This window comes from Streptomyces sp. NPDC050534, from assembly GCF_044457745.1.
Taxonomy (GTDB): domain Bacteria; phylum Actinomycetota; class Actinomycetes; order Streptomycetales; family Streptomycetaceae; genus Streptomyces.
In genome coordinates this window covers 972,570-994,123 of sequence record NZ_JBITHF010000002.1, presented here as the reverse complement: position 1 = coordinate 994,123, position 21,554 = coordinate 972,570, and the positions used below count along the sequence as shown (strand labels likewise).

The window sequence follows — 21,554 nt, the reverse complement described above, 5'->3', positions numbered from 1 at the left end:
ATCACCGCCCGTGCGCGCCATCATGCGGCCCATGGGTGACAACAGCGCGTCCCACCGTTCGGTCGGCTTTCTGCTGGACCTGATGGACACCGGGGAGGCGGAGCGGATACGGCGCCGGATCGGCGTGCCCGTGCACGCGCGCGTGGACAGCGCGGGCGACCGGGCGCAGCTGATCTCCTCGTGGACCTGGCGGGCGGTGCCCTCCTCCGTGCTGCTGTGGGTGCTGGAGGAGGACGACCCGGACCTCAACGCCGTGGTGTGGCGGCACTCCCACGCCGACGACTCGATGCGGCGCGCCATCCTGCGCGGTGTGCCGTTCGGTCCCGGGCGTACGGCACGGGTCCCGGTGGACCGCGTCCTGCGTGGCAGCGAGGAACCTCCGGTACCCAAGGGCTACGCCCGGGAGGGACTCGTCGGCGCGCTGCGGCAGGCCACCGCCATGGCGCCCGCCCGGCAGGCGGCCTCGATGGTGCTCGAGCGCGCCGACTGGCGGACGGTCGCCGAGGCGGACCGGGAGCGCCCGCTGCCCGGTTACGCACGCTGGGCTCTCGTGGTGCGCCCGGACTGCCCGCCGGAACTGCGGACCCAGTTCGGGGCGCACCGCAAGTTCACGAACCGGGTGCGCCGCGCCGGCGTGCTGGACGGCCCCGCCGAGTACGCGGCGACACACGGCCCCGCCTCGGACACCCTCCACGTGCTCTCACTGGGCCACCTGCTGTTCCCGGCGCGCGTGCACGACGCCGAGGACGCGCTACGGCCGCTCGTACGCGACCACTTGGGCGACCGCGAGGAGTCCTGGGCGGTGCTGGCCCAGCTGGTCGGCGGCTTCCACGGCACCGTGCCGGAACTCGTGGCGACCGCGGGCGCCATCGCCTGACAGGGGCGCCCGCGAAAAAAAGGGGGGCGGGGCGGCTGGATTCGAACCAGCGTGTTCCGGTTTTGGAGACCGGCGCGCCTGCCTCTGCGCTACGACCCCGCCCTTGTGGCCAGAGCGTAATGCGTTGGCCCGTTGTCAGTGGGCGCTGGTACCAATGATCCACCGGGGGAAAGCGGGTACGGGGGGCCTGGCATGGCGTACGGAGAGCGGGGGCGGCGACTCCCTGTGGTCGACCTGGCCGACCGCAGGGCGCTGGAGCGGTACCGTCCGGCGGACGGGGCGGTGGTCGAGGAGGCGCGGCGGCTGAAGGAGGCCGCGCTGCTCGACTTCGGCCTGACCGAGTCGGCGGTGGCGTCGTGGCTGTACGCGAAGTGCCATCACCAGATCCCCACGACGGCGGTGGAAACGGCGGCCGTGGTGGCCTCCGGCGACGGCACCTGCCTGCTGCTCTACAACCCCGGCTTCTTCGTCGGACTCGGCCTGGCCGGCGTCAAGTTCGTGCTGTTCCACGAGGCACGTCACCTGCTGCAGCGACACCTCTTCGCCGACGCCGGGCTGCGTGAGGACCCGGTCTTCGAGCTGGCCGCCGAGGTGTCCATCAACCATGTGGCGCTCGTCCGCCTCGCCCGCGAGGGCCTGCCGCTGCTGGACGGCCGCCCCACGGGCGTCGACCCGCGCCAGGTGTACGACCTCTACGTCGCGGATCTGACGGCGCACGGCCTGGAGCCGGTGCCGTACGAGACGTTCACCGAGACGGACATGCGGGTGTACGGCGAGCTGAAGCGGATGCACCGGCCGCCTGTCCCGGAGCGGCACTTGTGCGTGCATCTGCTGGACGACGCCGTCCCCGCCGACCAGGAGACCGTCGACGCGGTCGCCTCCTCCGCCCTGCTCAACTCCCTGCTGGCGGCCCGCCGCGGGCACACGGGCGCCGAGGGTGAGCTGCTGGACCTGATGCGCCGCACGGAGGAAGGAAACGCGCGCGCCGCGAGGATCTGGGGCAGCCTCGGCGCGGGCGCGCTGCGCGGCGAGACCACCCGCACGCGCACCGTCGACTGGTGGCAGCGCTGGCTGGTGGACGTCCTCGGCTCGAAGCTGCGCGAGGGCGAGCGCCTGGTGTACCCCAAGAAGCGCGGCGCGCTGCTCGCCGCCCTCGGCCAGGACCCGATGCTCTCCCGGCGCGGCCCGGTACGCGACAAGGTCCTCGTCGTCGCCTACGACACCTCGGGCTCCATGCCGGACCACGTCATCACCTGGCTGACCCGACTGGTCGGCCGGATCGACGGGGTCGAGGCGCACTGGGTGTCCTTCGACGCCCATGTGATGCCGTTCAAGCCCGGCGAGCGCGTCTACGGCGGTGGCGGCACAAGCTTCCAGGTCGTCGCGGACTACGTGGAGGGCCGCACGGAGGTGAACGGCCGGCGTTTCGACGTCACCCCGGACGCCGTGGTGATGCTCACCGACGGCTACGCCCCGCCCGTCACGCCCGCCGAGCCGGACAAATGGATCTGGCTGATCACGGAGGGCGGCAGCGAGTGGCCCGAGACGCACACCCCGGCGATGGACTGCCATCGCGTCACGAAAGGATCGAGGTGAGGGACCCATGACCGCACAGCACATGGCCGAGGAGCAGGGGCAGTTGAGCCGTACCGCAGGTGCGCGCGGGCCCGCCGACGGCTCGCCTGGACCCGCCGGGCTCTCCCGCCTCGAGACCTTCATCGACGCGATGATCGACATGGGGCAGACGGGCCAGATCTTCGGCGAGCACGGCATCGGCAAGACGGCGACGTTCTTCTCGCACATCGCCCGCGCGCGCCCGGACGCGACGCTGGTGTACGTCCCGGCGGCGAACCTGACGCCGGACGACCTCCTCGTCAACGCGCCGGTGCGCGACCCGCACACCGGTGAACTGGTGCTGCGCCAGCTGGTGATGAGCCAGCTCAAGCCCGGCCGCCCCTTCGTGCTGCTCGTCGACGACTCGCTCCAGGCGGGCGAGACGATCCAGTCGCAGCTGATGCAGATCGCCTGCAACTGGACGCTCGGGGAGCACGATCTGCGCGCCCTCGGCTGCATCGGCGTGTTCCTCACGGACAACGAGTCACTGGCCGAGACGTCGGCCCGGCGCAGCGACCTCGCGCTGCTGGACCGCATGGTGACGCTGCGGGTCACGGCGAACGACACGGCCTGGCGCCGGCACCTGGCGGCCAAGTACCGCCCGTGGGACCTGCGTCCGGTCTTCTCCCTGTGGGCTTCGCTGTCCCCGGCGCTGCGCGAGCTGCTGTCACCGCGCACCCTCGACCACGTCCTGGCCAACGCCAAGGAGGGCTTCCCGCTGCGCTGGGGCCTTCCCCTGGTCGACGGCGAGCGGCTGCGGCTGGCGGAGCCGGGCCCGGACGGCAGGCCGGGGATGAACCGCACGGCGGAGATACTGGACCGCATCGCCGGGTCGCTCGGCGTGCCCGATCCGCAGCGGATTCCCGATCCGGTACGGCAGGTCGTGCGCGCCGCCCTGCGCAACCGCTGGACGGTGCTCCTGCAAGGGCCGCCCGGCTGCGGCAAGACGGAGCTGGTGCGGGAGACGCTGCGCGAGGTCCTGGGCCGGGAGCCGCTGTACTTCTCGCTGCCGGTGACCAACGTCGAGGACCTGTGCGCGCCGATCCCGTCGGCCGACGGCACGCTGGACAACCTGCTGGCGGCGAAGTTCACGGGGCCGGAGCCGAAAGCCATCGTGTGGGACGAGTACAACCGGCCCAAGGACAAGGCGGCGTTCGCCAAGCTCATGGAGATCACCCAGGAGTGGTCGCTGGCGGGTCTGCGGATCGAGCATCTGCGGGCGCAGATCGCGGTGCAGAATCCGCCGTACCACCTGGGCCGCAAGGTGCTGGTCGCGCGGAACAACATCGCGCAGGCGACCCGGTTCACGGCCTCGCTCCAGGTGGAACCGGAGGACATACCGGCCAACGAGTGGCTGCTCGCGCGCTACGGCCCGGACGCCGAGACGGTCCTGGAGTGGTGGAAGCACGACATCGACGACGACGGCCGAGCCTGGATCACCAAGCGCACCCTGGAGCGGCTGATCAAGCTGCACCGCCGCGGGCTGCCGCTGGAGATGGGCACGGTCTACCTCGGTGACGGCGAGTACGCGCCCGTGCCGCTCACCGCGCTGATGGACCGCTTCAAGGACCGCCCGGTCACCGGCCTGCGCGAGCTCGCACGCGACGTGGACGCCTGGGAGGCCCGGCTGCGTCGCGCCGCCGCGCACTCCTCCGAGGGCGGCAACGACAGCGACATGGTCCACCAGATCCTCGCCAACGCCGAGCTGTCCCAACTGAAGAAGCACCGCGCCGCCGTGAGCCGCCTGGTCGCCCTGCTGCCGGCCAAGCTGCGGGCGACGTACCTGGTGGGCGCGTCGGCGCAGCAGCAGCGCTTCTGGACGGAGGTGTTCATGACGCTGCGGCGCTGACCAGCGGGGCCGAGTTCGGCCGGCCGGGCACGACGCGCGGCACACCGGCGATCTCGCCACCGGTTTCGCCGCCGGACCCCGCCCGCCCCGTCTCCCCGGTCACCACGGAGCCTCGCGGTAGTCCTTGAGGAACACGCCGGACACCGGGTCCCCGGCCTCGCCCCGCACGATCGGGTCGTACACGCGGGCCGCTCCGTCCACGATGTCCAGCGGGGTACGGAAACCGGCTCCGGCCATGCGTGCCTTCTTCGGCGCCGGGTTCTCGTCGGTGATCCAGCCGGTGTCGACGGCGCACATGTGGACCCCCTGCGCGGCGAGTTCGGCGGCGCTGGTGCGGGTGAGCATGTTGAGGGCCGCCTTGGCCATGTTGGTGTGCGGATGGCCGGCCGTCTTGTTCCGGACGGCGAACCGGCCTTCGACCGCGGTGACGTTGACGACGTAGCGGCGCGGATGCGGAGAGGCGAGCAGCAACGGAAGCAGCCGGTCGCACAGCAGCGCCGGGGCGAGGGCGTTGACGAGCTGGGTCTCCAGGACCTCGGCCGGGTCGAGCGCCCCGAGCTGCGCCGACCAGGAGTTCTCCGGGGACGGGTCGGGCAGCAGCCCGGCCTCGTCGGCCTCGCGCAGCGCGACCGGCAAGGACGCGGCGCCGCGCTCCAGCATCCGCATAGGGGTGAAGCCGGGTGCCTGCCGGGCGCCCTCGGGCAGCCCGTCGTACTCGCCGCCGGCGAGCAGGGCGTACGACTCGGGCGGCCGCCGCACGGTCTGGGCGGCGTTGTTGACGAGGATGTCGAGCGGCTCGCCCCCGGCCCGCAACTCCTCGCACAGACCCAGCACTTGGCGTGGATCGCGCAGGTCGACAGCGAGCACGGTGAGCCGGTCGAGCCACTTCTCGCTGCCCGGCTCGGCGCGGAAGCGGCGCACGGTGTCGTGCGGGAAGCGTGAGGTGACCAGGAGCCGCGCGCCGTCGCGGAGCATCATCAGCGCGAGCTGGAAGCCGATCTTCACGCGGCCGCCGGTGAGCAGCGCGCGGCGCCCGCTCAGGTCGGTGCCCAGGGCGCGCCGTGCCGTGTTGTCGGCGGCGCAGTCCGGGCAGAGCCGGTGGTAGAAGGCGTCGACCTGTCGATAGGGCGACTTGCAGACGTAGCAACTGCGCGGCTTGCGGAAGACACCGGAACTGCCGGGGACCGCGAGCGGCGCGTCCTCACGCCGGTTGCGGGCGCCGGTCGCGGTCGCGGCCATCGCGTCGGCGTCCGCCGCGGACGACTCCGCGCCGCGCGCCTTGCGCCGCCGCAGCCGGCCGTCGCGGGCGAAGGAGGCGGCGACCTGCTCGGCGCGCAGCCGCACCGGGTCGTCGACGGGCAGCTCGCGCAGCCGACCCACCGTGCGGTGGAAGGCGGCCAGCTCCTCGTCGCCGATCGCGTCAGTCATGTGCCCCGCCCCGTTCCCGCCCTGCCGTGCCGTGCGGTGGGCCGGGCCGGATTCGAACCGACGTGTCCTTCATGCCATGAAGGTGCGCCTGCCTCTGCGCTACCGTCCCCTGCGCGGTGGGCCCCGGCCGGATTCGAACCGGCGTATCCGCCCTGAGAAGGCGGCGAGTCTGCCTCTGCTCCACAGGGCCCCCGTACGCAGCCCGGGGATCGGATTCGAACCGATGTCGTTCGCCTGGGCAAGGCGAGTGCGCCTGCCTCTGCGCTACGCCCGGGTGCGCCCCCGGATCCTAACCGCAGCGGGGCCCGCCGGGCTCACCGGTTTTCGCGCCGCCGGAGCTCCAGCCGTTCCTTCTCCGACAACCCGCCCCAGACACCGAAGCGCTCGTCGTTCCGCAGGGCGTAGTCGAGGCAGATCGGCCGCATCTCGCACAGGCCGCAGATCCGCTTGGCCTCACGCACCGAGCTGCCCGGCTCGGGAAAGAAGAAGTCGGCCCCGGTCTGCGCGCACAGCGCCTCGGCCTGCCAGGCGAGGTCCGTCGGGGCGGTCATGTCGATGTGCATGAGCCAGAGCGTGCCCTGCGGCGAAAAACGTTCGATCAACGCCCGATCAACGCCGCCGCCGGGGCCTCCGGCCACCTTGATGGTGGCGCGCCCGCCCCCGGCGGCGCACGGCGGCGCGCTGAACGTGTCGCAAACACGTCCGAGCCCTGTCAGTCACTCCTGGTCACCGCGGCGCCGCTCCGGTGAACCGCTTCCTCCGCTCCGACCCGCCCGGACGCTCCGGCAGCGATTGTCAGTGTGGGGTGCAAGACTCGGCAGTGCAGAGAACGGGACCCTTCCGAGGAGGGCGATGATGCTCACCACCCGTTTCGTCAACGGCGCTCCGAACTGGCTCGACGTCGGCACCTCCGACATCGACGGCGCCATCACCTTCTACGGCGGTCTCTTCGGCTGGCAGTTCCAGTCGGCGGGACCGGACGCCGGCGGTTACGGCTTCTTCCAGCTGGACGGCAGGACCGTGGCCGGCGGCATGCAGACCACCCCCGAGCAGGGCCCGCCCTCGTGGACCGTGTACTTCCAGAGTGCCGACGCCGACGCCACCGCCAAGGCGGCGGAGCAGGCGCACGGCAAGGTGCTCATGCAGCCCATGGATGTGATGGGCGAGGGCCACATGGCGATCCTCGGCGACAAGGCGGGCGTGCCGTTCGGCATCTGGCAGCCGGGCCGCACCAAGGGCGTCGACATCGCCAACGAGACGGGCGCCCTGTGCTGGGTCGAGCTGTACACCCTCGACATGGCCCAGGCGGCCTGGTTCTACCACGAGACCCTGGGCCTGGAGACCTCCGCGGTGCCCTTCCCCGGCGGCACATACACCTGCATCAACCCCGCGGGCGCCGGCGAGGACGCCATGTTCGGCGGCATCGTCGACCTGGCCGACGACCCCACGGAGGAGAGCGCCTACTGGCTGCCGTACTTCGAGGTCGCCGACACGGACGCCGCGGTAGCCCTGACCAGGCAACTGGGCGGCACGGTCCGCGCCCCGGCCACCGACATCGAGGGCGTGGGCCGCATCGCCAAGCTGGCCGACCCGTACGGCGCCCGATTCGCCGTGATCAAGAGCGCCCCACAGCAGACGTAGAGCTCCGTCAGCGAGCGCCCGCCCCTGGGGGCGCGGGGAACTGCGCGACCAGCCACGACGGGCGCCGCAGCCGCAGCCGACGAACAACCTGTTACGGCTCGACCGGCGGAGCGCTCAGGCCGAGGCGCGCCGTACCAGCGTGGTGGGCAGCACCACGCTGGACGGCGCGCCCGCCTCGCCCTCCGCCGACGCCCGATGCCCGAGCCGGCGCAGCAGCAACCGGGCCATCAACCGCCCCATCTCCTCGATGTCCTGACGCACCGTCGTCAGCGGCGGATCGCTCTGCTCGGCCACCGGCAGCATGTCGTCGAACCCGATCACGGCCACGTCCTCCGGCACCCGCCGCCCGTGCTCGCGCAGCACCCGCAGGGCACCCGCGGCGGTCAGGTCGTTGGCGGCGAACACGGCGTCCAGGTCGGGCCGTCGCTCCAGCAGTTCACGCATCGCCCGCTCCCCGCCGGCCGGAGTGAAGTCGCTCTCCACGATCAGCCGCGGATCGGCGTCGACCCGCGCGTCCCGGAAGCCTTCGAGCCGGTCCGCCGCCGATGTCTGGTCGAGCGGCCCGGTGATGTGCGCGACCCGGGTGCGGCCGAGGCCGACCAGGTGCTCCACGGCCTCGCGCGCCCCGGCACGGTTGTCGCAGTCGACGTACACCGCGTCGCTGCGGCCGTCGCTCCAGCCCGGCCGTCCGCCGAACACGGTGGGCACGCCGGCGTGCTGGATCAGACCGGGCAGCGGGTCGGCGAGGTGCAGCGAGAAGACGAGCGCGCCGTCGACATGGCCACCCGCCAGATAGCGTCCGACCCGGGCATGGTCGTCACGGCCCTCGGTGAGCAGCAGCACGAGCTGATTGTCGTGAGCGGTCAACTCCTTGCTGATGCCGCGCAGTTGGAGGGCGAAGAAGGGGTCGGCGAAGACGCGGGTCTCCGGTTCGGCGATGACCACCGCGACGGCGTCGTGCCGCCGCGTCACCAGGCTGCGGGCCGCCTGGTTCGGCACGTACCCGAGTTCATCCACCGCCCGGCGCACCCGCTCCACGAGGGGTTCGCGCACCCCGTCGCCGCCGTTCACCACCCGGGAGACGGTCGCCCGGGACACGCCGGCCCGGGCGGCCACGGCCTCCAGTGTGGGTCGCGGCGCTGTGTCGGTCACTTCGGGACTCCTCATCGGCGGGTGCCGATCAGGATAACCCCAGGCGGGCGGGTAGGTGAGAGCGCTCACAGGCTCGCCGCGGGGTGCGTACGCGTCAGTGGTGATGCGGCTCGTACCCCGGAATCGTGCCGTCCGTCTTCTTCACCAGGAACAGCCCCACCATCCCCATGTCGGAGTGGCTCTGGACGTGGCAGTGGTACATCCACGCACCCGCTCCGACGCCCTCCGACCCGGGCACGGACGGACGGCGGTTCGCCTCCGGCTACGTCGGTCTCCAGGTGCACAGCACGACGGACGTGATCTCCTACCGGGACATCCGGATCAAGGAGTTGTAGGTTCCGCGGGCGGAGGAGTCGCCGCTCTCTGCGGAGGGTCCGTCTTCTTCGCCCGGCTCGGCTGCACCCGCTTGGGCTCCCCCGGCATCTTGGGGTACTCGGGCGGGTACGGCAGATCCCCCAGCCCGTGGTCGTGCTCGTCCCGGCGGGCGAGTTCGAGCAGGGGCTCCAGGGAGAAGCGGTGGTCGTCCATGTCCGCGTGCACGTCGCCGAGTTCGGCGAAGCGCGCGGGCATGGTCGCGATGTCGAAGTCCTGGGGGTGGGCGACCCCGACCTCGTCCCAGGTCAGGGGCGCGGAGACGGGGGCGTGCGGGCGGGGGCGTACGGAGTAGGCGGAGGCGATGGTGCGATCCCGCGCCGTCTGGTTGTAGTCGACGAAGATGCGCTCGCCCCGCTCCTCCTTCCACCACTTGATGGTCACCTGCTCCGGCATCCGCCGCTCCAGCTCGCGGCCCACCGCGATGGCTGCCCGCCGGACCTGGGTGAAGGTCCATCGCGGCTCGATCGGTACGAAGACGTGCAGGCCACGGCCGCCGGAGGTCTTGGGAAAGCCGCGCAGGCCGCCGAACTCGTCGAGCACGGCGCGCAGTTCATGGGCGGCGCGGACGGCGTCGTCGAAGTCGGTGCCGGGCTGCGGGTCGAGGTCGATGCGCAGTTCGTCGGGGCTGTCGACGTCGTCGCGGCGCACCGGCCAGGGATGGAACGTGAGCGTGCCGTACTGCGCGGCCCACAGCACGGCGGCCTCCTCCGTGGGGCACATCTCGTCGGCGCTGCGACCGCTGGGAAAGGTGATGTGGGCGGTCGGGATCCAGTCGGGCATGTTCTTGGGCGCCCGCTTCTGGAAGAAGGACTCGCCGGTCACCCCGTCCGGGTAGCGCTCGAGAGTGGTGGGCCGGTCGCGCAGGGCGCGCAGGATGCCGGGGCCGACCGCGATGTAGTAGCGGGCGAGGTCCAGCTTGGTGAAACCGCGCTCGGGAAAGAAGATCTTGTCCGGGCTGGACAGCCGGACCGTGCGGCCGCCCGCCTCCAGTTCCACCGCTGCACCCATGCCGCCACGGTAGGCGCCACGTGCAAACCTCGCATACCGGGCGGCAAGCGACGTATGCGAGCAGAATCGGAGTCATGGATCTCCCGGTGATGCCGCCCGTGAAGCCGATGCTCGCCAAGTCGGTGGCGAAGATCCCTCCGGGCATGCAGTACGAGGCGAAGTGGGACGGTTTCCGGGCGATCGTGTTCCGCGACGGCGGCCAACTCGAACTCGGCAGCCGTACCGGAAAGCCCCTGACCAGGTACTTTCCCGAGCTGGTGGCGGCGCTGAAGGAGCGGGTGCCCGAGCGGTGCGTGCTGGACGGGGAGATCGTGATCGCCCGGGAGGGACGGCTCGACTTCGACGCGCTCACGGAACGCATCCACCCCGCCGACTCCCGGGTGCGGACGCTCGCCGAGCGGACCCCGGCGTCCTTCGTCGCCTTCGACCTGCTGGCCCTGGCCGACGAGTCCCTGCTGGACGTGCAACTCACCGACCGGAGGACGCTGCTGGAACGGGCGCTCGAGGGCGTCACCGCCCCCGTCCACCTGGCGCCGGCGACCACCGACATCGACGTCGCGCAGAACTGGTTCGAGCAGTACGAGGGGGCGGGCCTGGACGGCGTCATCGCCAAGCCGCTCACCCTGCGCTACCTCCCCGACCAGCGCGCCATGTTCAAGATCAAGCACGAGCGGACGGCGGACGTCGTCGTCGCGGGCTACCGCTTCCACAAGAGCGGCCCCGTCGTCGGCTCGCTGCTGCTCGGCCTCCACGACGACCAGGGCCGCCTCCAGCACGTGGGCGTGTCGGCCGCCTTCGCCATGAAGCGGCGGGCGGAACTCGTCGAGGAGCTGGAGCCGCTGCGGATGGAGGACCCGGCGGGCCATCCGTGGGCGGCCTGGGCGGACGAGGCGGCACACGAGACCGCCCGGCTGCCCGGCGCACCGAGCCGCTGGTCGGGCAAGAAGGACCTGTCCTGGGTGCCGCTCCGGCCCGAGCGCGTGGCCGAGGTGGCCTACGACCACATGGAGAACGGTGCGCGCTTTCGGCACACGGCCCGCTTCCGGCGCTGGCGCCCGGACCGCACCCCGGAGAGCTGCACGTACGCGCAACTGGAGGAGCCGGTCCGCTACGACCTGGACGAGATCCTCCGCTCACCGGGCTGACTCAGGGCGTCATGAGCACCTTCACCGCGCCGTCCTGCTTCTTCTGGAACATCTCGTACGCGTGCGGCGCCTCCGACAGCGGCACCCGGTGCGTGGCGAAGTCGTCCACGCCGAGCGGGTCCTCGTCCGTCAGATACGGAATGATGTCGTCGCTCCAGCGGCGGACGTTGGCCTGTCCCATCCGCATCTGGATCTGCTTGTCGAAGAGGGTGAGCAGCGGGATGGGGTCGGCCATGCCGCCGTAGACCCCGCTGAGCGAGATCGTGCCGCCGCGTCGGACCAGGTCGATCGCCGTGTACAGCGCGGACAGCCGGTCGATGCTGAAGCGCTCGGCGAACGGCCCGCTGATCTTGCGGGGCAGGATGGCCGAGGCCGCCTGGGCCAGCCGGGCCGCCGCGCTGCCGTGGGCCTCGGTGCCCACCGCGTCGATCACCGCGTCGGGGCCGCGGCCGTCGGTCTGGTCGCGGATCGCGGTGATGAGCTCCTTCTCGCCGTCGAAGCTCCTGATGTCGAACGTCTCCACGCCTCGCGCGCGGGCCCGGCGCAGCCGTTCGCTCACCAGGTCGACGCCGAAGACCTGCCCGGCGCCGCGCACCTGGGCCACCCGGCAGGCCATGTCACCGATCGGCCCGAGGCCGAGCACGGCGACGCTGCCACCCTTGGGGATGCCCGCGTACTCGACCGCCTGCCAGGCGGTGGGCAGCACGTCGGAGAGATAGACGAAGCGGTCGTCGGGCGGCCCCTCCGGTACCTTGATCGGGCCGAACTGGGCCTGCGGGACGCGCAGATACTCGGCCTGGGCACCCGGCACCGCGCCGTACAGCCGTGTGTAGCCGAACAGCGCGGCGCCCATGCCCTCACTGGACACCTGCGTGGTCTCGCACTGCGTCGGCAGCCCCGTCAGGCACATCCAGCAGTTGCCGCAGGCGATCTGGAACGGCACCACGACCCGGTCGCCCGCCGCGAGGTCCGGCACCCCCGGCCCGACCTCCTCGACGATGCCCATCGGCTCGTGTCCGAGGATGTCGCCCGGAGTCATGAACGGCGTGAGCACCTCGTACAGGTGCAGATCGGAACCGCACAGCCCTGTCGACGTGATGCGGATGACGGCGTCCGTGGGCTCCTGGATCCTCGGATCGGGCATGTCCTCCACCCGTACGTCCCGCTTCCCCTGCCAGGTCACAGCCTTCATCGCGTGGTGCTCCCTCCGTCGCTCCGGTATGTCCGGTCCTGCGGTCCGGCCCGAGTACCCGGGCGTCCGCCTCCCGAAGCAGGTTCAGGGGCCAATGGGCCTATTCGACGCGCGCAATCAGAACCAACCGGGTATGGCCAGCAATGAACGTATAAGCGCACAATCATCTACACGGGATGTGGTGGCCACGGTGAACACGAGACGGAAAAGACGCCTGCGACGCACCTCCACGGCGGTGGCGCTGCTCGCCGCCTCGGTGACGGCCGCGCTGGCGGCGAGCTGCACGCAGCACCACGGCCCGGCCGACGACGGACGCGGAGAGCTGAAGACGCCGACCCCGCAGCACAGCGCGGTCGGGCCCGTACTCGCCGTGAAGATCGACAACGCGCCCGCGGCCCGGCCCCAGACCGGCCTCGACGCCGCCGACATCGTCTACGCCGAGCAGGTCGAGGGCGGGCTCAGCCGCCTGATGGCGGTGTACGCGACCACGCTGCCGCAGGCCGTGGGGCCGGTGCGCAGCGCCCGCGAGTCCGACCTGGAGCTGCTGCGCCAGTTCGACAACCCGACGCTCGCCTTCTCCGGTGCCCAGCACAAACTGCTGCCGCTCATCGACCAGGCCCCTCTGAACCCGGAGCCGCCGTCGAAGGCCACCGGCGCCTACTTCCGCGGCGCCGGCAAACCCGCACCCCACAACCTCTACCTGCGCCCCGCATCCCTGATGCACTCGGCACCGGGCCCGGACGCCCTCACCACCGGCTTCCACTACGGCGCCGCACCGGCCGGCGGCAAGGCCGCGACCACGCGCACGATCCACTACCCGGCCGCCGGCTTCACCTTCACGTGGTCCCCGGGCCTGCACCGCTACCTGGTCGCGATGGACGGCACCCCCACCGTGACCACCGACGGAAAGCGGGTGGCACCCGCGACGGTCGTCGTGCAGAACGTGAAGATGCACAGGTCCGCCTTCCACGACTTCCTCGGCAACAACACCCCGTACACCGAGACGGTGGGCTCAGGAACGGCGAGCGTCCTGCGCGACGGGCGCGCCTACGACGTCAACTGGCAGCGCAAGACGGCCACGGACGGCACCGACTTCACGACGAAGGACGGCAAGCCGGTCAACTTCGCCAAGGGCCAGGTGTGGGTGGTGCTGGCCCAGACCTCGTGACGGGGTCGGCTCTCGCCGGGTCGGCCCTGGCCGGTTCAGCGCGGGCCGGTTCAGCGCGGGCCGGTTCAGCGCGGGCCGGTTCAGCTCTGCGCCACGAGGGGTTCCGCCGGGTTGCGGAGGCCCTCGGCGGCGTCGGCGACCCGCCGGATGAGGTCGAAGAACACCGCCTGCTCCTCGGCGGAGAGCGGCGCCAGGAAGACCTGGTTCATCCGGGCCGTGCGCACGGTCAGCTTGCGGTGGGTGCGCAGACCCTCGTCGGTCAGGCGCAGCAGGAAACGGCGGCCGTCCTGCGGATCACGCACCTTGTCCACCAGCCCGCGCCTGCCGAGCCGGCTGACCACCTCGGCGATCGTGGACCGGTCGAGCCCCACCCGCTCCCCCACTGTGCGCTGGTCCAGGCCCGGCTCGGCGACGAGCGCGTTGAGGACCGCGAACTGCGGCGAGGTGATCTCCTCCGAGACCATCGTGTTCCACAGCAGGTAGTGGGCCTGCTGAAGCCGCCGGGCCAGGTGCCCGGGGTGGGTGGTGAGGTCCACCGCGGCCATGTGCGCTCCCGAGGTCGAAATCATTGGTGCACTGACGATACCTGGATACGGCGGGAGCTGTCTGCGCGGCGGCGCCTGCCATTGACCTCGCATTTCGTCTGGGTCTTGACGCCTCGCAGCGACAGTGGCAGCGTGAAGGAAACTTCACCGAAATACTCAGTGCTCTGAGTATTTGATGGCCGGGTACACGGACGGGATGGGGCTTCACGGATGGACAAGGTGGTCGCCACGGCCGTTGAGGCGGTGGCGGATGTGCCCGAGGGCGCGTCGATGGCGGTGGGTGGCTTCGGGCTGAGCGGGGTGCCCAATGTGCTGATCCAGGCCCTGTACGAGCAGGGCGTGGCGGGCCTGTCGGTGGTCTCCAACAACTGCGGGGCGATGGAGACGGGGCTGGCGGTGCTGCTCGCCGCCAGGCGGATCGCGCGGGTCACGGGCTCCTACATCGGGGCGAACAAGGAGTTCGCGCGCCAGTACCTGGCCGGGGAGCTGGAGGTGGAGCTGATTCCGCAGGGCACGCTGGCCGAGCGGCTGCGCGCGGGCGGGGCGGGGATCCCGGCCTTCTACACGCCGGCCGGCGTGGGCACCCAGGTCGCCGAGGGCGGACTGCCGTGGCGCTACGACGGCGAGGGCGGGGTCGCGCTCGCCTCGCCGCCGAAGGAGGTCCGCGAGTTCGACGGCGGCGAGTACGTGCTGGAGCGGGGCATCCGCACGGACTTCGCGCTGGTGCGGGCCGCGAAGGGCGACCGGCACGGAAACCTCGTCTTCAGCAAGTCGACGCGGAACTTCAACCCGCTGGCGGCGATGGCCGGGAAGGTGACGATCGCCGAGGTGGAGGAGCTGGTCGAGCCGGGCGAGATCGATCCGGACGCGGTACACCTGCCGGGGATCTTCGTGCAGCGGGTGGTGGCGCTGAGCGCGGCGCAGGCGGCGGACAAGAAGATCGAGCAGCGGACGGTGAGCAGCTGATGGCCTGGACACGGCAGCAGATGGCGGCCCGCGCGGCCGGTGAGCTGCGCGATGGGCAGTACGTGAATCTGGGCATCGGCCTGCCCACGCTGATCCCGAACTATCTGCCGGCGGGGGTGGAGGTGGTGCTGGAGTCGGAGAACGGGATCTTGGGCACCGGCCCGTATCCGGCCGAGGACCAGGTCGACCCGGATCTGATCAACGCCGGGAAGGAGACGGTGACGGTCCTGCCCGGGGCCTCGTTCTTCGACTCGGCGCTGTCGTTCTCGATGATCCGGGGCGGGCACATCGACGTCGCCGTGCTCGGCGCGATGCAGGTCTCGGCGTCCGGTGACCTCGCCAACTGGGCCATCCCCGGCAAGCTGATCACCGGCATCGGTGGGGCGATGGACCTGGTGCACGGCGCCCGCACGGTGATCGTGGTGATGACGCACTGCGCGAAGGACGGCAGCGCGAAGATCCTGGAGGAGTGCGTGCTGCCGCTGACCGGGAAGGGGTGCGTGGATCGCATCATCACCGACCTGGCCGTCCTGGACGTCACCGGCGACGGACTGGTCCTGGTGGAGACCGCGCCTGGCGTGGACGTCGAGGAAATCATCGCCAGGACCGCCGCCAAGGTGCGTATCCCCGAGGAGATCCAGTCATGAAAGACGTGTTCATCGTCGATGCGGTGCGTACCCCGTTCGGCCGCTACAACGGCGGCCTGGCCGCGGTGCGTCCGGATGATCTGGCCGCGCACGCGATCCGTGAACTCCTCGCCCGCGTACCCGAGTTGGATCCGTCCCGAATCGAGGACGTGTACGTCGGCAACGCGAACGGGGCGGGTGAGGAGAACCGCAACGTGGCCCGGATGGCCGGCCTGCTCGCCGGCCTGCCCACCAGCGTGCCCGGAGTGACCGTCAACCGGCTGTGCGCGTCGGGGCTGGAGGCGGTGATCCAGGCCGCCCGGGCGATCGCCGCCGGGGATGCCTCCATCGCCCTGGCCGGCGGGGTGGAGTCGATGACCCGCGCCCCCTACGTGCTGCCCAAGAACGAGCGGCCCTTCCCGGCCGGGCACACCGAGCTGTACTCGACCACGCTGGGCTGGCGGATGGTCAACCCGGCGATGGATCCGCAGTGGACCATCCCGCTGGGCGAGTCCGCGGAACTCATCGCCGACAAGCACAAGATCACACGTGAGCAGCAGGACGAATACGCCCTGGCCAGCCATCGCAACGCGGCTGCCGCGCAGGAACAGGGCCTGTTCGAGCCGGAGTTGGCCCCGGTCCCGGTCCCGCAGCGCAAGGGCGACCCGATCCCCTTCGCGACGGACGAGTGCGTGCGCGCGGACGCGTCGCTGTCGGCGATGGCCCGGCTCAAGCCGTCCTTCCGCACCGAGCACGGCACCGTGACGGCCGGGAATGCCTCCCCCCTCAACGACGGCGCGGCGGCGCTGCTGCTGACCGACGCCGAAGGGCTGAAGGTCACCGGGCGTGAGCCGCTGGCCCGGGTCAGCGCCACCGGGGTGCACGCGCTGGATCCGGACTACTTCGGTCTGGCGCCGGTCGAGGCGGTCAACCGGGCGCTGGCCAAGGCCGGCCGGTCCTTCGCCGAGCTGGACGTCCTCGAACTCAACGAGGCGTTCGCCGCGCAGGTGCTGGGCTGTGTCGCCCAGTGGCCGGAGTTCGACCCGGCGATCCTGAACCCGCAGGGCGGGGCGATCGCGCTGGGGCATCCGCTGGGCGCGTCGGGCGCCCGGCTCGCCGGCACCGTCGCCCACCAACTCGCCCGCCGCGGCTCCGGCACCGGCGTCGCCACCTTGTGCATCGGCGTCGGACAGGGCCTCGCCCTCGTCCTCGAACGCTAAGAACACCCGGGAAGCCCGAGGAAGCCCCATGACTCTCACACAGCACGACATCGACCAGGAGATCGCGGCGGAACACGCCGCGTACGAGAAGCGGGTGGCCGACGGCGCCCCGGTCGAGCACCACCCGCGCCGCGACTACGCGCCGTACCGCTCGTCGATCCTGCGCCACCCGAAGCAGCCGCCCGTCGCCATCGACGTCAGCAGGGACCCGGAGCTGGTGGAGCTGCACTCCCCCGCCTTCGGCGAGCGCGACATAACCGAGATCGACAACGACCTCACCCGGCACCACCGGGGCGAGCCGATCGGCGAGCGCATCACGGTCTCCGGCCGCCTCCTGGACCGCGACGGCCGTCCGATCCGCGGTCAGCTCGTCGAGATCTGGCAGGCCAACTCGGCCGGGCGGTACGCCCATCAGCGCGAGCAGCACGACGCCCCGCTGGACCCGAACTTCACCGGCGTCGGCCGTACGATCACCGACGCCGACGGCGGCTACCGCTTCACCACCGTCCAGCCGGGCCCGTACCCCTGGCGCAACCACCTCAACGCCTGGCGCCCGGCGCACATCCACTTCTCGATGTTCGGCTCGGCGTTCACGCAGCGGCTGGTGACGCAGATGTACTTCCCCGCCGATCCGCTGTTCCCGTACGACCCGATCATCCAGTCCGTCACCGACGACGCGGCGCGCCAGCGGCTGGTGGCGACGTACGACCACAGCTTGTCCGTGCCGGAGTTCTCGATGGGCTACCACTGGGACATCGTGCTGGACGGCCCGAACGCCACCTGGCTCGAAGAAGGGCGCTGACCTGCCATGACGAAGATCGACACGAGTCGGCCCGAGACCGTCCTGCCCACTCCTTCGCACACGGTGGGCCCCTTCTACGGGTACGCGTTGCCGTTCCCGGGCGGCGGTGACATCGCGCCGGTCGGGCACCCGGACACCATCACACTCCAGGGATACGTGTACGACGGCGAGGGCAAGCCGCTGCCGGACGCCTTCGTGGAGCTGTGGGGCGCCGACCCCGACGGCAATGTGCCGGCCACGGACGGCTCGATCCGGCGCGACCCGGCGAGCGGCGGCTATCTGGGCCGCAACGGCGTGGAGTTCACCGGCTGGGGACGCATCCAGACGGACGCCAACGGCCACTGGTACGCGCGGACGCTGCGGCCCGGCGCCCGCGGGCGGAGCGCGCCGTACATCAGCGTGTGCGTCTTCGCGCGCGGGCTGCTGATGCACCTGTTCACCCGGATCTACCTGCCGGGCGACGAGGCGGCGCTCGCCGCCGACCCGCTGCTGACCGAGCTGGACGCGGCGCGCCGCGACACGCTGATCGCGAAGGACGACGGCAAGGGCACCTACCGTTTCGACATCCGCCTTCAGGGCGAAGGCGAGACGGTCTTCCTGGAGTTCCAGTGACATCTGTCGATGCCGACACCGGCCTGCTCGCCCCAGGGTGGGCAGGCTCCCCCACGGCGGCGGCCACCGCCGACGCGGCTTGTCTGCAAGCCCTGTTGGACGCGGAGGCTGCGCTCACCCGCGCCCAGGCGGCCCTGGATCTCGCCCCGGCCGAGGCCGCGGCCGCGGTGACCGAGGCGGCCCACGCCGGCCGTTTCGACGCACGGTCCCTCGCGGAGCGGGCGCGGGGCGGCGGCAACCCGGTCATCCCACTGGTCGCCGATCTGACGAAGGCGGTCGGCGCGGAGTACGGGCCCTATGTGCACCGGGGGGCGACCAGCCAGGACATCATGGACACGGCGACGATGCTGGTCGCCGTGCGCACCCTGGACCTGGTGCTCGCCGACCTCGGGCGCACCGAGCGGGCACTGGCCCGGCTGGCCGCCGAGCACCGGGACACCGCGATGCCGGGCCGCACGCTCACCCAGCACGCCGTTCCGACGACGTTCGGGCTGAAGGCGGCCGGCTGGCGCTCGCTCGTCCTCGACGCGCGGGATCGGATCAGGTCCGTAAGGGACAGCCTTCCGGCTCAACTCGGGGGCGCAGCGGGAACATTGGCGTCCTTCGCAGCGTACGGCGCTCCGGACCCGCCGGCCCTGACGGCGGCCTTCGCCCGCGAACTCGGCCTGCGCGAACCGCTTCTCCCCTGGCACACCCTGCGCACGCCGATCGCCGATCTCGCCGGCTGCCTGGCATTCGCGGCCGGGGCGCTGGGCAAGATGGCCGCGGACGTGCTGGCGCTCGGCCGGACCGAGATCGCCGAGGTCGCGGAGGGTAGCGGAGGCGGCTCGTCGGCCATGCCGCACAAGGCCAACCCGGTCCGGTCCACGCTGATCGCGGCGGCGGCCCGGCGGGCCCCGCAGCTCGCGGCCACGCTGTACGGCGCGCAGGCCGCCGAGGACGAGCGCCCGGCCGGGGCCTGGCACGCCGAGTGGGAGCCCCTGCGGGACCTGCTGCGGCTGGCCGGCGGCGCGGCCCATGACGCCGCCGAACTGGCCGAGGGGCTGCGGGTGAACGCGGACGCGATGCGCGAACACCTCGCTCTCACGCACGGATTGATCGTCTCGGAACGCCTGTCCGCCGAACTCACCCCGGTACTGGGCCGCGCCCGTGCCAGGGAACTGCTCACGGACCTGGCCAGGCGCACCTACGCCGAGGGTCGCTCCCTGCGTGAACTCCTCGCCGAGGAAGCCGAGTTGAAGGACATTGACCTCGACGACCTGACCGACCCCGCCCGCTACACGGGCTCCGCCGGAGTCCTCACCGACCGTGCACTGGAGCGACGTTGACCGAGAAACTCCTCAACCACCGTGCCGAGGGGGCCACTTCCGCTCCCCCACTGCTGCTCGGACCCTCGCTGGGCACGTCGTACGCCCTGTGGGACACGGTGGCGCCCGAGCTGTCCATCAGCCATCGTGTGGTGCGCTGGGACCTGCCCGGGCACGGCGGGTCGGCCCCCGGGCTGATCGGGCCAGGCGCCACCGTCGGCGACCTGGCCGGCCTGGTGCTCGCCCTCGCCGACTCGCTCGGCATCGACCGGTTCGCCTACGCCGGCGTGTCACTCGGTGGCGCCGTCGGGCTGCATCTCGCCCTGCACCACCCGGACCGGGTGACGTCGCTGGCCGCGATCTGCTCGTCGGCGCACTTCAACGGGGCGAAGCCGTGGGAGGAGCGGGCCGAGCGCGTACGGCGGGAGGGCCTGGACTTCCTGGTGGAGAGCGCCGACGCGCGCTGGTTCACCCCCGGCTTCACCATGCCGCAGTTGGTGCGCGACCAGGCGGAGGCCGACCCCGGGGCCTACGCCGCCTGCTGCGACGCGCTGGCCGCCTTCGACCTGCGCGACCGCCTTGCGGAGATCTCCGTACCCACGCTGCTGATCGCCGGGCGGGAGGACAAGGCGACCCCGCCCCCGCACCTGCGGGAGATCGCGGACGCCGTCGCCGGCTCCACGCTCGTCGAACTCCCCGGCGCCGGGCACCTGGCTCCGGCGCAGTGCCCCGTAGCCGTCCTGACCGCGCTGCGGGCCCACCTCGGCGGCGGTGCCGAGCGGGGCATGGAGGTACGGCGGCAAGTGCTCGGCGACCCGCACGTGGACCGCACGCAGGCCCGCCAGACGCCCTTCACCGCACGCTTCCAGGACTTCATCTCGCGCTACGCCTGGGGCGAGATCTGGACCGACCCGACGCTCTCGCGCCGCGAACGCAGCATGATCACACTGACGGCGCTGGTCGCGCACGGTCACTACGACGAACTCGCCATGCACGTCCGGGCGGCCCGGCGCAACGGGCTCACGCCCGAGGAGATCGGCGCCGTTCTGCTCCAGACGGCCGTGTACTGCGGGGTTCCGGCGGCGAACTCGGCGTTCGCGACGGCCCAGCGGGTCCTGGCGGAGGAGGACGGCCGGGGAGGGTGACCCTGGTGGTCGTAGCCTCAGCAACATCTCGCACATGCCTTCACCGCGTGCCTACGGTGGAGGCATGTCCACCATTCTGATCACCGGCGCCACCTCGGGTCTCGGCCGCTACGTCGCCTTCGAGCTGGTCCGCGCCGGGCACGTCGTCCTCGCGCACGGCCGCGATCCGGGCCGTACGGAGCAGCTGGTCGCGGAGCTGCGCGCGGAGGGGGACGCGGAAGGATTCGTCGCCGACCTGGCCTCCCTCGCACAGGTACGCGACCTGGGCGCGCACGTCGCCGGCGCCCACCCCGACCTGGACGTGCTGATCAACAACGCGGGCGTCGGGGCGGGGGCCCCGGGCGCGTCACGCGAGTTGAGCGCCGACGGTCACGAACTACGCCTGGCGGTGAACTACTTGGCGCCGGTGGTGCTGACCCGCGCCCTCCTGCCGGTCCTGCGCTCGAACGCCCCCTCCCGCATCGTCAACGTCGGCTCGGTCGGCCAGGACCCCCTCGACTTCGACGACGTCGAATACCGCCGCGCCTACGACGGCTTCACGGCCTACCGCCGCGCCAAGTTCGCCCTGGCGGCCCATACGTTCGCCCTGGCGGACGAGCTCGCGGATACGGGTGTGGCCGTGAACGTCCTGCATCCGGCCACCTTCATGGACACGGCGATGGTCCGCGAGGGCGGCGTCACCCCCTGGAACACGATCGCCGACGGCGCCCCGGGCGTCCTGGCCCTGGCAACCGAGGACCACGGCACGGGCAACTACTTCGACGGCACAAACCCGGCCCGGGCACACGAGTCAACCTACGACCCCGACTTGCAGAAACGCCTGTCGACGGTGACGGGTCAACTGCTTGCGCTGTAGGGGCTTTTCGGGGGTGCGGGGAACTG

Annotated in this window: 20 protein-coding genes, 4 tRNA genes and 1 pseudogene; 14 read left to right on the top strand and 11 right to left on the bottom strand. The window is 71.8% G+C overall.

From position 1 onward, the window contains the following. The first annotated feature begins 31 nt into the window (after nucleotides 1-31). Nucleotides 32-877, top strand: a complete 846-nt coding sequence (locus ACIBN2_RS10200; protein WP_399133779.1) for a hypothetical protein — start codon at nucleotides 32-34, stop codon at nucleotides 875-877. Nucleotides 878-902: 25 nt separating this feature from the next. On the opposite strand, the gene ACIBN2_RS10195 is transcribed toward ACIBN2_RS10200, so the two are convergent. Continuing rightward, nucleotides 903-978: transfer RNA gene (locus tag ACIBN2_RS10195), tRNA-Trp, on the bottom strand. Nucleotides 979-1,069: 91 nt separating this feature from the next. Between ACIBN2_RS10195 and ACIBN2_RS10190 the strand changes: the two genes are divergently transcribed. Then, nucleotides 1,070-2,473 (top strand): hypothetical protein, encoded by a 1,404-nt coding sequence (locus tag ACIBN2_RS10190; protein ID WP_399133778.1) that lies wholly within the window; start codon nucleotides 1,070-1,072, stop codon nucleotides 2,471-2,473. A 130-nt stretch (nucleotides 2,474-2,603) separates the two neighbouring features. After that, nucleotides 2,604-4,340 (top strand): ATP-binding protein, encoded by a 1,737-nt coding sequence (locus ACIBN2_RS10185; protein WP_399133977.1) that lies wholly within the window; start codon nucleotides 2,604-2,606, stop codon nucleotides 4,338-4,340. A gap of 99 nt (nucleotides 4,341-4,439) precedes the next feature. Here the strand turns inward: ACIBN2_RS10185 and ACIBN2_RS10180 are convergent, their stop codons facing one another. The 5 genes from ACIBN2_RS10180 to ACIBN2_RS10160 all read right to left on the bottom strand — a co-directional run bounded on the left by ACIBN2_RS10180 (nucleotide 4,440) and on the right by ACIBN2_RS10160 (nucleotide 6,331). Continuing rightward, the gene (locus ACIBN2_RS10180; RefSeq protein ID WP_399133777.1) at nucleotides 4,440-5,768 is read right to left on the bottom strand and encodes an SDR family NAD(P)-dependent oxidoreductase; all 1,329 of its coding nucleotides are present in this window, start codon (nucleotides 5,766-5,768) and stop codon (nucleotides 4,440-4,442) included. A 37-nt stretch (nucleotides 5,769-5,805) separates the two neighbouring features. Then, nucleotides 5,806-5,877, bottom strand: a tRNA-Ala gene (locus ACIBN2_RS10175). Between the two features lie 9 nt (nucleotides 5,878-5,886). Beyond that, nucleotides 5,887-5,958, bottom strand: a tRNA-Glu gene (locus tag ACIBN2_RS10170). Nucleotides 5,959-5,968: 10 nt separating this feature from the next. Next, a tRNA-Gly gene (locus ACIBN2_RS10165) sits at nucleotides 5,969-6,043 on the bottom strand. A gap of 39 nt (nucleotides 6,044-6,082) precedes the next feature. Continuing rightward, nucleotides 6,083-6,331, bottom strand: coding sequence for a WhiB family transcriptional regulator (locus ACIBN2_RS10160; RefSeq protein ID WP_399133776.1), 249 nt, complete (start codon nucleotides 6,329-6,331; stop codon nucleotides 6,083-6,085). 292 nt (nucleotides 6,332-6,623) lie between these two features. On the opposite strand from ACIBN2_RS10160, the gene ACIBN2_RS10155 reads away from it, so the two are divergent. Continuing rightward, entirely contained in the window at nucleotides 6,624-7,409 is a 786-nt protein-coding gene (locus ACIBN2_RS10155; protein ID WP_399133976.1) for a VOC family protein, read from the top strand. Nucleotides 7,410-7,523: 114 nt separating this feature from the next. Here ACIBN2_RS10155 and ACIBN2_RS10150 read toward each other — a convergent pair whose 3' ends face one another. The 3 genes and pseudogenes from ACIBN2_RS10150 to ligD all read right to left on the bottom strand — a co-directional run bounded on the left by ACIBN2_RS10150 (nucleotide 7,524) and on the right by ligD (nucleotide 9,944). Further along, entirely contained in the window at nucleotides 7,524-8,561 is a 1,038-nt protein-coding gene (locus ACIBN2_RS10150; protein ID WP_399133775.1) for a LacI family DNA-binding transcriptional regulator, read from the bottom strand. Nucleotides 8,562-8,655: 94 nt separating this feature from the next. Beyond that, nucleotides 8,656-8,799 (bottom strand): annotated as a pseudogene (locus tag ACIBN2_RS10145) (multicopper oxidase domain-containing protein); the annotation flags it as partial. Between the two features lie 83 nt (nucleotides 8,800-8,882). Continuing rightward, entirely contained in the window at nucleotides 8,883-9,944 is a 1,062-nt protein-coding gene (ligD, locus tag ACIBN2_RS10140) for a non-homologous end-joining DNA ligase (RefSeq protein WP_399133774.1), read from the bottom strand. A gap of 74 nt (nucleotides 9,945-10,018) precedes the next feature. On the opposite strand from ligD, the gene ACIBN2_RS10135 reads away from it, so the two are divergent. Further along, nucleotides 10,019-11,089 carry an ATP-dependent DNA ligase gene (locus ACIBN2_RS10135; RefSeq protein WP_399133773.1) on the top strand — a complete coding sequence of 357 codons (1,071 nt, stop codon included), beginning with the start codon at nucleotides 10,019-10,021 and terminating at the stop codon, nucleotides 11,087-11,089. A 1-nt stretch (nucleotide 11,090) separates the two neighbouring features. Here ACIBN2_RS10135 and ACIBN2_RS10130 read toward each other — a convergent pair whose 3' ends face one another. Then, a complete protein-coding gene (locus ACIBN2_RS10130; RefSeq protein WP_399133772.1) occupies nucleotides 11,091-12,281 on the bottom strand; it encodes a zinc-dependent alcohol dehydrogenase in 1,191 nt (396 codons plus the stop codon). 133 nt (nucleotides 12,282-12,414) lie between these two features. Here ACIBN2_RS10130 and ACIBN2_RS10125 point away from each other — a divergent pair, with 133 nt between their 5' ends. Then, nucleotides 12,415-13,449, top strand: a complete 1,035-nt coding sequence (locus ACIBN2_RS10125) for a DUF3048 domain-containing protein (protein WP_399133771.1) — start codon at nucleotides 12,415-12,417, stop codon at nucleotides 13,447-13,449. Between the two features lie 80 nt (nucleotides 13,450-13,529). On the opposite strand, the gene ACIBN2_RS10120 is transcribed toward ACIBN2_RS10125, so the two are convergent. Then, nucleotides 13,530-13,994 carry a MarR family winged helix-turn-helix transcriptional regulator gene (locus tag ACIBN2_RS10120; RefSeq protein WP_399133770.1) on the bottom strand — a complete coding sequence of 155 codons (465 nt, stop codon included), beginning with the start codon at nucleotides 13,992-13,994 and terminating at the stop codon, nucleotides 13,530-13,532. 210 nt (nucleotides 13,995-14,204) lie between these two features. Here ACIBN2_RS10120 and ACIBN2_RS10115 point away from each other — a divergent pair, with 210 nt between their 5' ends. From ACIBN2_RS10115 to ACIBN2_RS10080, 8 genes are all read left to right on the top strand, one after another. Then, on the top strand, nucleotides 14,205-14,960 hold the full coding sequence (locus tag ACIBN2_RS10115; protein ID WP_399133769.1) for a CoA transferase subunit A: 756 nt from the start codon (nucleotides 14,205-14,207) through the stop codon (nucleotides 14,958-14,960). Next, a complete protein-coding gene (locus tag ACIBN2_RS10110; RefSeq protein ID WP_399133768.1) occupies nucleotides 14,960-15,607 on the top strand; it encodes a CoA transferase subunit B in 648 nt (215 codons plus the stop codon). The genes ACIBN2_RS10115 and ACIBN2_RS10110 overlap by 1 nt, the downstream gene beginning before the upstream one ends. Beyond that, nucleotides 15,604-16,806 (top strand): thiolase family protein, encoded by a 1,203-nt coding sequence (locus ACIBN2_RS10105; RefSeq protein WP_399133767.1) that lies wholly within the window; start codon nucleotides 15,604-15,606, stop codon nucleotides 16,804-16,806. The genes ACIBN2_RS10110 and ACIBN2_RS10105 overlap by 4 nt, the downstream gene beginning before the upstream one ends. 28 nt (nucleotides 16,807-16,834) lie before the next feature. Continuing rightward, complete coding sequence (pcaH, locus tag ACIBN2_RS10100) at nucleotides 16,835-17,608, top strand: protocatechuate 3,4-dioxygenase subunit beta (protein ID WP_399133766.1); 774 nt, start codon at nucleotides 16,835-16,837, stop codon at nucleotides 17,606-17,608. 6 nt (nucleotides 17,609-17,614) lie between these two features. Then, the gene (pcaG, locus tag ACIBN2_RS10095; RefSeq protein WP_399133765.1) at nucleotides 17,615-18,220 is read left to right on the top strand and encodes a protocatechuate 3,4-dioxygenase subunit alpha; all 606 of its coding nucleotides are present in this window, start codon (nucleotides 17,615-17,617) and stop codon (nucleotides 18,218-18,220) included. Beyond that, nucleotides 18,217-19,548: a 3-carboxy-cis,cis-muconate cycloisomerase gene (gene pcaB / locus ACIBN2_RS10090; RefSeq protein ID WP_399133764.1), complete on the top strand. Its 1,332-nt coding sequence runs from the start codon at nucleotides 18,217-18,219 to the stop codon at nucleotides 19,546-19,548. Before pcaG ends, pcaB begins: the two co-directional genes overlap by 4 nt. Further along, the gene (gene pcaD / locus ACIBN2_RS10085) at nucleotides 19,545-20,672 is read left to right on the top strand and encodes a 3-oxoadipate enol-lactonase (RefSeq protein ID WP_399133763.1); all 1,128 of its coding nucleotides are present in this window, start codon (nucleotides 19,545-19,547) and stop codon (nucleotides 20,670-20,672) included. Before pcaB ends, pcaD begins: the two co-directional genes overlap by 4 nt. A 64-nt stretch (nucleotides 20,673-20,736) precedes the next feature. Continuing rightward, the gene (locus ACIBN2_RS10080) at nucleotides 20,737-21,528 is read left to right on the top strand and encodes an SDR family NAD(P)-dependent oxidoreductase (protein ID WP_399133762.1); all 792 of its coding nucleotides are present in this window, start codon (nucleotides 20,737-20,739) and stop codon (nucleotides 21,526-21,528) included. Nucleotides 21,529-21,554 lie beyond the last annotated feature (26 nt).

What these genes read in the sequence shown, in the direction of transcription:
- ACIBN2_RS10200 (WP_399133779.1), top strand. Translation starts at nt 32, where the DNA reads ATGGGTGACAACAGCGCGTCCCACCGTTCGGTCGGCTTTCTGCTGGAC.
- ACIBN2_RS10190 (WP_399133778.1), top strand. Translation starts at nt 1,070, where the DNA reads ATGGCGTACGGAGAGCGGGGGCGGCGACTCCCTGTGGTCGACCTGGCC.
- ACIBN2_RS10185 (WP_399133977.1), top strand. Translation starts at nt 2,604, where the DNA reads ATGATCGACATGGGGCAGACGGGCCAGATCTTCGGCGAGCACGGCATC.
- ACIBN2_RS10180 (WP_399133777.1), bottom strand. Translation starts at nt 5,768, where the DNA reads ATGACTGACGCGATCGGCGACGAGGAGCTGGCCGCCTTCCACCGCACG.
- ACIBN2_RS10160 (WP_399133776.1), bottom strand. Translation starts at nt 6,331, where the DNA reads ATGCACATCGACATGACCGCCCCGACGGACCTCGCCTGGCAGGCCGAG.
- ACIBN2_RS10155 (WP_399133976.1), top strand. Translation starts at nt 6,624, where the DNA reads ATGCTCACCACCCGTTTCGTCAACGGCGCTCCGAACTGGCTCGACGTC.
- ligD (WP_399133774.1), bottom strand. Translation starts at nt 9,944, where the DNA reads ATGGGTGCAGCGGTGGAACTGGAGGCGGGCGGCCGCACGGTCCGGCTG.
- ACIBN2_RS10135 (WP_399133773.1), top strand. Translation starts at nt 10,019, where the DNA reads ATGGATCTCCCGGTGATGCCGCCCGTGAAGCCGATGCTCGCCAAGTCG.
- ACIBN2_RS10130 (WP_399133772.1), bottom strand. Translation starts at nt 12,281, where the DNA reads ATGAAGGCTGTGACCTGGCAGGGGAAGCGGGACGTACGGGTGGAGGAC.
- ACIBN2_RS10125 (WP_399133771.1), top strand. Translation starts at nt 12,415, where the DNA reads ATGGCCAGCAATGAACGTATAAGCGCACAATCATCTACACGGGATGTG.
- ACIBN2_RS10120 (WP_399133770.1), bottom strand. Translation starts at nt 13,994, where the DNA reads ATGGCCGCGGTGGACCTCACCACCCACCCCGGGCACCTGGCCCGGCGG.
- ACIBN2_RS10115 (WP_399133769.1), top strand. Translation starts at nt 14,205, where the DNA reads ATGGACAAGGTGGTCGCCACGGCCGTTGAGGCGGTGGCGGATGTGCCC.
- ACIBN2_RS10110 (WP_399133768.1), top strand. Translation starts at nt 14,960, where the DNA reads ATGGCCTGGACACGGCAGCAGATGGCGGCCCGCGCGGCCGGTGAGCTG.
- ACIBN2_RS10105 (WP_399133767.1), top strand. Translation starts at nt 15,604, where the DNA reads ATGAAAGACGTGTTCATCGTCGATGCGGTGCGTACCCCGTTCGGCCGC.
- pcaH (WP_399133766.1), top strand. Translation starts at nt 16,835, where the DNA reads ATGACTCTCACACAGCACGACATCGACCAGGAGATCGCGGCGGAACAC.
- pcaG (WP_399133765.1), top strand. Translation starts at nt 17,615, where the DNA reads ATGACGAAGATCGACACGAGTCGGCCCGAGACCGTCCTGCCCACTCCT.
- ACIBN2_RS10080 (WP_399133762.1), top strand. Translation starts at nt 20,737, where the DNA reads ATGTCCACCATTCTGATCACCGGCGCCACCTCGGGTCTCGGCCGCTAC.